General features: G+C 58.6%; 8 protein-coding genes. 7 read left to right on the forward strand and 1 reads right to left on the reverse strand.

All coding sequences use genetic code 11. The features are described from left to right. Nucleotides 1-122 precede the first annotated feature (122 nt). The 7 genes from KVT32_RS21285 (at nt 123) to KVT32_RS21315 (ending at nt 8,746) form a co-directional block, all read left to right on the forward strand. Nucleotides 123-401 carry a hypothetical protein gene (locus KVT32_RS21285; RefSeq protein WP_371825606.1) on the forward strand — a complete coding sequence of 93 codons (279 nt, stop codon included), beginning with the start codon at nt 123-125 and terminating at the stop codon, nt 399-401. Nucleotides 402-490: 89 nt separating this feature from the next. Next, nucleotides 491-637, forward strand: coding sequence for a CrpP-related protein (locus tag KVT32_RS21290; protein ID WP_180098133.1), 147 nt, complete (start codon nt 491-493; stop codon nt 635-637). 308 nt (nt 638-945) lie between these two features. Then, nucleotides 946-1,128: a DUF3606 domain-containing protein gene (locus KVT32_RS21295; RefSeq protein ID WP_152385268.1), complete on the forward strand. Its 183-nt coding sequence runs from the start codon at nt 946-948 to the stop codon at nt 1,126-1,128. Between the two features lie 135 nt (nt 1,129-1,263). Further along, nucleotides 1,264-1,581, forward strand: a complete 318-nt coding sequence (locus tag KVT32_RS32640) for a hypothetical protein (RefSeq protein WP_313492226.1) — start codon at nt 1,264-1,266, stop codon at nt 1,579-1,581. A 130-nt stretch (nt 1,582-1,711) separates the two neighbouring features. Next, nucleotides 1,712-3,583, forward strand: a complete 1,872-nt coding sequence (ligD, locus tag KVT32_RS21305; protein ID WP_313372282.1) for a DNA ligase D — start codon at nt 1,712-1,714, stop codon at nt 3,581-3,583. A gap of 510 nt (nt 3,584-4,093) precedes the next feature. After that, nucleotides 4,094-4,852 (forward strand): hypothetical protein, encoded by a 759-nt coding sequence (locus tag KVT32_RS21310; RefSeq protein ID WP_152385270.1) that lies wholly within the window; start codon nt 4,094-4,096, stop codon nt 4,850-4,852. A gap of 93 nt (nt 4,853-4,945) precedes the next feature. Further along, nucleotides 4,946-8,746: a hypothetical protein gene (locus KVT32_RS21315; protein WP_152385271.1), complete on the forward strand. Its 3,801-nt coding sequence runs from the start codon at nt 4,946-4,948 to the stop codon at nt 8,744-8,746. Nucleotides 8,747-9,052: 306 nt separating this feature from the next. Here KVT32_RS21315 and KVT32_RS21320 read toward each other — a convergent pair. Continuing rightward, nucleotides 9,053-9,421, reverse strand: a 369-nt coding sequence (locus KVT32_RS21320) for an H-NS family nucleoid-associated regulatory protein (protein ID WP_217618829.1), incomplete at its 5' end; no start/stop codon positions are given.

The following is a 9,421-nucleotide window of genomic DNA, read 5'->3' on the forward strand; positions in this document are numbered from 1 at the left end:
CAGTCCCACGCTGCCCACGGAAATTGGGGCGATATGGTGCGGATTCTAGGCGTGTTTATACTGGATGTCCATACAGTATTATTAGCGCTATGCCTTTCAATCCCCCGCTCCGTGTAGAACAGTTGCGTGCAATCCAAGACCGCCATCGCGGCCCGGACGGTAAGATCAGCGATGTCGACGTGCTGGCGCTCCTGCAGGAGGTCAAGCGCTATCGCTCCTTCATCCTTCGCACCAAGCAGCTGTCGGGCTGTTTCAAGCGACCGTCCGGCGTGCTGGCGCCCGTATACGACGAGTGGTTGGAGATCCTGTCCGACGAACCGTGTGTCGGCGAGCAAGAGCAGATGGTTCGGGAATTACTGGAAGCGCCGGAAAAGCTGCGCAAGGGGATGGCGCCCAGGTAAAAGCACCCTTTCCCCAGTACCGGCGCACCATTGAGTCAAACGATGTTTAGCAGGCATACTGGGGGCTCGCAACTTTTGGAGGGTATGTCATGCTCGACGACATCCAGAAGCGGGGCGCAGAGGCTGCTCGCAAGGGACTGAGCCTCTTGGATTGCCCATATCTGAAGGCGTCTGCGATGCCGGCGCACACTGGAGAATCTCCAGGCGACTGGATTCAGCGCGTGACCGCCTGGTAAGAAGGCTGGAAGCGAGAGGTGGCCAACCGCGGGGCCAAACGATCTGCCAGCCCATTTGGAGTCTGCGCCCAGCAGACGCGATCCAATGTCAGGCCTGTTACCAACTAGCCGGTTCGTCAAGACCAAGCGCCCCAACCGGGGCGCTCTTGATTTGATGCTCAAAGCGGGCGTTTAGCTGCTGAACCTTGTATCGCTATCTGCTTCCGGCAAGCCAAAACGTTTAGCAGCTAAACACTTCCATGACGCAACAGTCGAATTAGGCACGTGATTTGCTGAACCTCCCCACCTGTTCAACGAAGGAGGTTTCCATGTCCGACGACTTGAATCAACGGGGTGCGCAGGACCGGTCGCGCATCAATGTGAACGAGTCCCATGAGCTACGGTATTGGACGAAGGAACTGGGCGTAACGGAAGATCAGCTTCGCGCGGCGGTGCAAGCCGTTGGCGTATCTGCGGCCGCAGTCCGGAAACATTTGACCGCGCAGCCCTAGCAACCGGCGCACGACCTTTGAAGAGGCATTCCGGTGGTGAGCAACGGTGGCAGATTTGTCATCTATCGGTCGCTTATACGGCCCGAACAGTTCGAGCTCGTCCTCGCACGGGGCGGCCTCGCGCGACGATGGAAGGTGCTAAACGGAGTTCCCACCGATACCAAAACAAGGCGCATCGCAGTCGAGCAACCGACTGTGTGCGCGCCCTACAGGCGGTTCTCCAAAGGCGCGGCGGTTTTCTCTCGTAGCCCAGCACCCGCGTACACCTGGGACGCCGGCATTTGGTACTCCGTCGGCGATTCAGAGGGATATCGTAGTGGCCACTTACGATTCTGCCTTCGCGGCCTGCTTTTGCACGGCCGGTGGGCACTAGTCCGAATGTCGGGCGAAGGCGCAGGAAGGCACCCGCCGTGGCTATTCGTCCTGACGGCTCCACCAGACGGTCATGAGTGACCCCACTATTGCCCCGCGCCCTCGTACCCCGCCCACGCGCCCGGCCGTTCGGACAAGTAGGGGCGGCGGGGGCACTTCGTCTGGCCTTCCAGGCTCTCAGGCGGAATTGCCCGAGTCCTTGAAGCCCCAGTTGGCCACCCTGGTCGATGGTGTCCCTCGCCACGGCGACGACTGGCTTTATGAGGTCAAGTTTGACGGATACCGGATGATGGCCCGAGTCGAAGGCGCGAGGGTTCAGATGTTTACCCGCAATGGGCACGACTGGAGTGACAAGCTGCCTCATCTGGTCGCGTCCATCCAGCGTCTGAACGTTGGATCAGCCTGGATCGACGGCGAGATTGTCGTCCTGGCCGACAACGGCGTGCCGAGTTTCCAGGCGCTGCAGAACGCCTTCGATGGCAAGCGCACCGCCAACATCATCTTCTATGCGTTCGACCTGCCCTATATTGCCGGGCGGGACATTCGAGGGGAGCCGCTTCGCGTACGCCGTGCGCTGCTATCACAGCTGGTCGCTGCAGGCCAGGATGACATCGTCCGCTTTAGCGAGGCCTTCCAGGCCTCTCCCGCAGACCTGGTCGCGTCCGCATGCCGTATGGGTCTGGAGGGAATCATGGCCAAGCGCCAGTCGGCGCGGTATATATCGAGCCGCACTGATGATTGGGTGAAGATCAAGTGCGCGCAGCGCCAAGAGTTTGTCATCGTGGGATACACGGCTCCCAAGGGTGGCCGAGTCGGCTTCGGCGCGCTTTTGCTGGGCGTGCATGAAGGCGCCGCGTTGCGGTACGCCGGCAGCGTAGGCACCGGCTTCGATGACCGCGGCCTGGCCGACATCCACAAGGCGCTCAGTGCTTTGAACCAGAAGGCCACTCCAATCACCGCCGGAAAGCCGAAGTCCGTGCGCGACGTACAGTGGGTGAAGCCTATCCTCGTGTGCGAGGTGTCGTTCGCGGAATGGACCGAAGGTGGCCACGTCCGCCACGCGACGTTCCGCGGCCTTCGAACGGACAAGCCGGCGCCTGCGATCACAAGGGAACGGGCCGTGCCAACCAGCGCGGTCGAACCGGAGTCGGTGCCGGCGCCGACGAAAACCGCAACGCGATCGCCTATCGCGCGAGCGAAGGCCGGAAAGCTATCCAATCCCGAGCGCGTCATTGATCCGTCGACCGGTTTGACGAAGCTCGATCTCGCCCGCTATTACGGCCTGGTTGCACCTCTCCTGGTGACGCATCTGAAGGGTCGCCCCGTGTCCTTCGTACGCGCCCCGAGTGGTATCCAGGGCCAGTTGTTCTTCCAGAAGCACCTGGATGCCGCAATGCCGGGCGTTGCTTCCTTGCCAGAGCGGCTTCACCCCGGCCACCCAGCCTTACTCGAGGTCCCTACTCCAGACGCGGTCATGTCGGCCGCGCAGATGAATGTCATCGAGTTCCATACCTGGAACGCGGTAAAGACGGCCATAGAGAAGCCCGACAGGCTGATCCTCGACCTTGATCCGGGCGAAGGAGTCAGCTGGCAGGCGGTTCAACAGGCAGCGCAGCTGGTGCGCGTGCTCCTGCAGGGCGTAGGGCTGGAGGGCTGGCTGAAGACGAGTGGGGGAAAAGGCTTGCACGTGGTCGTGCCCTTGCGCCGGCAGTACGAGTGGGACGTCGTAAAAGGCTTCTCGGCGGCCATGGTGCTTCACTTGGCACGGACCCTACCGCAGCTGTTCGTGGCCAAGAGCGGTCCCACGAACCGTGTGGGCAAGATCTTCGTGGACTACCTGCGCAACGGCTTCGGTGCGACAACCGCTGCGGCCTGGTCGGCTCGTGCGAGACCAGGGCTGGGCGTATCAGTGCCCCTGTCCTGGGACGAGTTGGGAAGCGTGACTAGCGGCGCACAGTGGACGATCTCAAACATTCACGACCGGTTGGACGTAGCGAACTCGCCTTGGAACGACTACACCCCGCAATCCATCAGCAAGGCGATGGCGGCGATCAATTACGTGCCGACCCCAGCGAAGCGCTAAGCGGCTCAATCACCCTTGCCGGGTCAGTCGAGCTGCTGTTTTGACCTTCTGTATCTCATGACTGGAAAATGGGAGCCGGTGGGTATGTGGGTGAAACTCGGGTAGCCGGTGGGCACACCCTGTGGACAAACGGTGGGCAGGCGCAGCCTGTCCACCGTTTGTCCATCAGCGGTTGTCCACGGGTTGAGCGCAGCGAGCCGAGTGGTCGCGAAGCGATCATCCACATATCCACGGGTTCAGATGATTGTCTTTTGACTTGGTGTTTAGCGGCTAAACACTTGCCCCTAGCAGTCGATGCCCGGGCTTCCCCGTCGCCAAGAGTCTTCAGGGGGTCTGCTTGTCTGGCGGCTTCGAAGATAAGCACCGGTTGATGAGGAGCTCAAAGGGCGACCTGGCGCGGCGGAACACACATCAAGGAAAATGCGATCTTTCTGAAAACGGTTCGAAGTTGGCTTGGGTTTGCCGCGTCTGGGAAATAGTATGTCGGAGTCAAAACTAAAAGGACACCCAGTGGCAACCCTCCTCCGTTTTCCTCGCTTTGTAGCCTACGTAGTCGGCGCACTTCTCGGTTACGCGGCTCATCACACCCTTCAACCTCCCGTCATGTTCTTGACATCGAGGCTTTCCCGGACGCATATCGGCCGCAGAGCTTTCATCCTGGCCGCGCGGTCGCCGATTGGCCTGCAGCATGTGTTGCTCACGATTCTGATTTCCTTCATCGCAGTCGCACTTTTTTTGCTGCCTTACCTGCTCCCTATTTGGGCACTTGTCCTGCTCCTGCTGGCGCCGCTGCCAGTGTTCGCTGTGTTCAACTACTCCGGCCGCGTACTCACCGTCACCAATCGCGGCAACGGGAACTGGCATATCCACCTGAACACCCTTCGGGCACGCAATCAGACCAGCGCGAGCCGATGGGACGGCGCCTTCGCAGATCTCGAGTCCGTAGCGTCCATGGCCCGCGCGGGCGGGCTACAAACGCTGACGTTGGACTCTACATTGTTGGCACACGCGGCGACCGCTGAACGCCTAGCGCGTAAATTGACGCGTGCATTCTCCAAGCATGGCTTGGTGAGCGAAGTGACAATTAAAGAACCTCGGGCACGGGGTGTTGTGGGCACCGGCTTCATTCATGTTTTGCTGGCACGCCAGCGACACCTCAAAGGCCATCGCTCCGTTTACCAAGCCCCGTTGAATTTGAAGTCGAGAAAGATCGTAGTCGACCTCTCGCCCGCTCCTCACTCGTCACTTGACGCCAAGCTCACGGGCTAATCGCGAGCTCCTCGGATTCCGGTCGGTGTGCCTATACTTAATTACCGCGACTATTGATCAAGAGCTGATTTACGCCGGCTTTCTCGAACACAGATGATATTCTTTGAACTCCAAGCGCGTGACATTTCCGAACTGAACGACGCCGATTTGCGCGAGCTTGTGGGACGTTTGTGCGAAGCCGAGCTACTCCAAAGCGGCATTCCCCCGTCCCGAGTTTTTTGGGGAGGGGCTCAGGAGGCTCCCGATGGAGGCCTCGACGTACAAGTCGAAGCCGCCCACGGAATCGATGATTCTGCCTATATTCCACGGCCCTCCACAGGCTTTCAAGTAAAAAAACACCCCATGAGTAAGGCGGCGTGCCGAGCCGAAATGGAGGAGAGCGGCGCACCTAAGAAGGTTCTGATGGACCTCGCCTCTAGGCGAGGTGCGTACATCATTGTCAGTGGCAAGGACGATTGTTCAGGAAAGATGCTTTCTGAGCGACTGGCGGGCATGAAAGAGGCGGTTGCTGCCCTGCCAGATGCTGACAAACTAAGAGTGGATTTTTACGGGCGAGATCGACTGCACGCGTGGCTTCGAAGACACCCAGGAGTCGCGCTTTGGGTGCGCTCCCGCCTCGGAAAGCCATTGGCAGGCTGGAGGCCTTTTGAACGATGGGCGGGCACTCCCCCAGGCTTCGACGACCAGTTCCTGGTTGACAACCACCCGTGCGTCCTTGCCCCCGACCACCGAGACATGGTCCCCGTGTTGGAGGGTCTGCATCTCGCGAGGGATAGACTTCGCGAACCTGGAAGCACCGTTCGCGTTATGGGGCTATCCGGCGTAGGTAAAACGCGTTTCGTGCAGGCCATGTTCGAGAGCGACGTGGGGCTGAATTCTTTGCCTGCAAGTGATGTCATCTACGCTGATCTTGGGAACGATCTGACTCCGACCGCCTCCGAACTCCTTGTTTATCTAATAGCCAACCGGTTCACTACGTACGTGGTATTGGATAACTGTCCGCCGGACGTGCATCGAAGCCTGCAAAGGCAAGTCGCATCCAGCGGAGCATGCTTGCGTCTGCTCACGATTGAGTATGACATTTCGGATGATAAGCCTGAGGAAACCGTCGTTATCTACCTTGAGCCGTCCAGCGAGGAAATGGTGGCTCGGCTCGTACAAAAACGCATCCCGGGCATCGGGGCAGTGAATGCTGAACGCATAGCGGAGTTCGCGGGGGGAAATGCGAGAGTAGCAATCGCTTTAGCAAGCCAGGTCGGAACAGGCGAGTCGCTGTCAAACTTTTCTGATGAAGATCTTTTTAGAAGACTATTCATGCAGCGAAAAGGAGACTCATCGAGCCTGTTGCAAAGTGCTGAAGCTCTGGCGCTCGTGTACTCCTTTAACGCCTCGCGCGCTGAGGGTGACGAGTTGGGAGGAATTTCGGCGGTCGCCGGTATAGCGCGCCAAACCTTATACAAGGATCAAGCAGAACTGCTGCGGCGCCAATTAGCCCAGTCTCGGGGCAACTGGCGCGCGATCCTCCCTCACGCGTTAGCTAACCGACTAGCCAAACGCGCGCTGGAAAATATACCACCCGAGGATATCAATGCAGAACTATTCAAGCCCGGAAACGTGCGCCTACTCCAATCGTGTGCGCATCGTCTCGGTTACTTGCATGACATAGAGGCTGCCCAGCGCCTCGCAGCCACTTGGCTCGAACCGGCCTTGCCTCTTGCAGACATTGCCACGTGCAGTGAGTCAGGCTTGGTGGTGTGGGAATTCCTTGCCCCACTTTTTCCTGAAGTGGTGCTTCGGGCTATTAAGCGGGCGGCGCACGACCGCCGGTTTGCATCGAGGCAGAATGCGCATTTCGTGCGCTTCGTTCGCCTCCTTTGCCGTCTCGCATATGAGGATGAGCACTTTGACTGCGCAGTGGGCATACTCTTATTGTTCGCCGAAGGTGAGGCCCCAGGGGAGAACAATCATAGTGTGGTCGAACAGATGCGCAGGTTGTTCTCGGTTCGTCTCTCAGGGACAGAGGCAACACCGCTTCGTCGCCAAGCCTTTATTGGCAAGCTGCTAGGCTCTGGCATCCCCAGACACATGGATATTGCGAGGGAGCTCTGCCGCTCGGCTTTCGAAACTCGCAGCTGGACGTCAGTGGGCACGTTTCACTTTGGGGCGAGGAAAAGGGGACCCGGCTGGTCGCCAGATAGTCACACCCAGCAAACTGCCTGGTACGTGGATCATATTAAGCTGCTGGAGTCTGGGTTACGCTCGGGTGTCCCGAGCACAAAAGAAGCCGTCAAGTCGATCTTGGCCGCACATTTTCGCAGCCTTTGCTGGATCCAAGAGTGTTTAGAGGTACTCGAACCGATCGTACGCGAGCATGCGGCCGGGGGCAGGTGGCCGGCGATGTGGATGAGCATCAAGAAGGCCCTCCATTTCGCGAGCGACCGTCACTCTGCCGATATGCTTGACCAAATCCGAGTTCTCGAGCGTTTGGCTGCACCCGCAGACACATACGCGGAGATCGAGGCTTACGTGCTGGTTGACGTTTGGGAGCATGCCGAACTCCGGGGCACCTTCAGTGACAGTGCGCACGACATATTCGAAAGGGCGCAGGCGCTCGGCGAATTGGTCGCAACCGAGCCTCAGCATCTCGATCGCTTGGGTACAAGACTTTGGCACTGCAACGCTCAGCCGCTGTTTCAGTTCGGCAAAGGTTTGGCAAGAGGGTCATCGAACGTTTTTGAGACGTTCTCTGCGCTTATCGGATCCTTTCAGAAACACCAAACTGAACAATCCAATCCTCAATTGCTGAGCGGTTTCATTAGCGGCGTGCATGACTCGGAAGATGCGGTCAAGATGCTCCAGAGCATAGTAGCGACCCCCGGTTTGTCGTCTTTCTCCGTTTCGATGCTTACTGCAGTTCCCATTTCTCCGCCGCTTTTCCAAACCCTCCTTACCTTGGCGAAGGAAGGAGAGATCGAGGCTTGGCGTTTTGAGCATCTAGGTCATGGTTCCGGCGACGCACTTTCCGACGCCGATATGGCGAAGCTGCTGGCAGAAATTAATGAGTTGAAGCAAGGCTATTTGTCTACCATATGGATCGTTCACATGCGGTTAAACCGCAGCCGCGGGATGCCGCTGTCGGAGGAGATTCGGCGTGTAGCCTGGTCTGCCATTTACATTCTCGTATCGCAAGAGAGGGGTGAACGTGGCCCTCGGCAACGGCATGGAATTGAACTTGTTCTCGACGCGACATTAACGCCCGACGCGCCGGAGCAGGAAGTCCGTCAGCTAATCTACGCATTCTGTGACGGAATCCGCAGCCGGAGGCTATACGCTTTCGAATCGCGAGAAATCACGTCCGCCCTAGCGGTCAAATACCCGGAGTGGCTCCTGGACGAAATGTTCAATGGTAGCGAAGGGGAACTCGATTTTGCGAGGGAACTGTTCAGTGATAGCGTGTCTATGAGCGATGAGCCGACACTGAACTGCGTCCCAGTAGAAAGAATATTGAGTTGGTGCCGTGGTGATGAAGGGCGGATTATGAAAATCGCAAATACACTCACCGCTTATGTTCCAACGAAGGCCGTCGGCCAACCTCAGGCGGTTCCCGACAGTGTGACTTTGAGCACCCACGCGAAGTCTCTTTTCGACGCTGCGCGCGACAAGCGCGCCTTCGTTGAGATCTTGTTCGATCGCGTTCACCCAGACAGCTGGTCCGGCTCTCTTGCCGACATTTTTGACGCCAGATCCCGTGCGTTCGCGGAGTTGCTTGAAGTCTCGGATACGGAGTTGCGGGCTCTCGTGGGTGAAAAATTGGCGCTTCTAAAGCTGGCGATCGTTCAACTGCGTGAGAAGGAGAACTCGATCAATAGCGAGCGCGAGCAGCGATTTGAGTGAGCAACGGCGAGGGACGGCCGCTTGTCCTCACTGCTCCGGGCTCTTCGCAGTGATGTTCGTGCCCCATGCGAAGGCTCGGCCTGTCGTCACGTCCGGAAGTGGTATGGCAGGGCACGGGGCTTTCGGTACGCACGCGCTGACGCGGGTGGCCTGTAACGCCCGCAAGGCACAATGGACTGTTCCGGTACTGACCACAGAGACGATGGGGGCTGTCCCGCAAGCATCAGAGCGAACTACTTTCCTTCGACGAACGCGACAAGGTGCGTGCCGGTGAATTGCCCGCCGCAATCAGGCTGCTTCTCGCTGTCAGATGAGAAAATGTTCCCGACTGGCGCCGGCGCGCTCGGCCGCGGCGAGCCAGCGGGGTGCGCGTCCACGGCCACTCCAAGTGTCGCCGGACTCTGGATGCCGGTACTTCGGTGCCACAACGCTACGAGAGTCCCCTTTGCCCTGGGCCGTCTTTCGCTTAAGCCGCGCGGCCTTTTTCTGTGCGTATGCGGCTTGAATATCTTCCGGTGAAATTTGGAAGTCGCGCATCTGTCGGATGATCTTCTGAAGGGCCGCTGCCCGGCCATTCAGGCGGAGACTTTCAGCTCGACTGTTGATTTGCAGGCAGAGTTGACCCACTTTTACGTTTGATTTGCATCTAATTCTGACCCACCTCGTGAACACTAT

Origin of the sequence: Achromobacter sp. GbtcB20 (assembly GCF_019091095.1) — a bacterium.
Classification (GTDB): domain Bacteria; phylum Pseudomonadota; class Gammaproteobacteria; order Burkholderiales; family Burkholderiaceae_B; genus Achromobacter; species Achromobacter mucicolens.

Excerpts from the sequence above, each read along its gene's own strand:
- KVT32_RS21290 (WP_180098133.1), top strand. The coding sequence starts at position 491 with ATGCTCGACGACATCCAGAAGCGGGGCGCAGAGGCTGCTCGCAAGGGA.
- KVT32_RS21315 (WP_152385271.1), top strand. The coding sequence starts at position 4,946 with ATGATATTCTTTGAACTCCAAGCGCGTGACATTTCCGAACTGAACGAC.
- KVT32_RS21295 (WP_152385268.1), top strand. The coding sequence starts at position 946 with ATGTCCGACGACTTGAATCAACGGGGTGCGCAGGACCGGTCGCGCATC.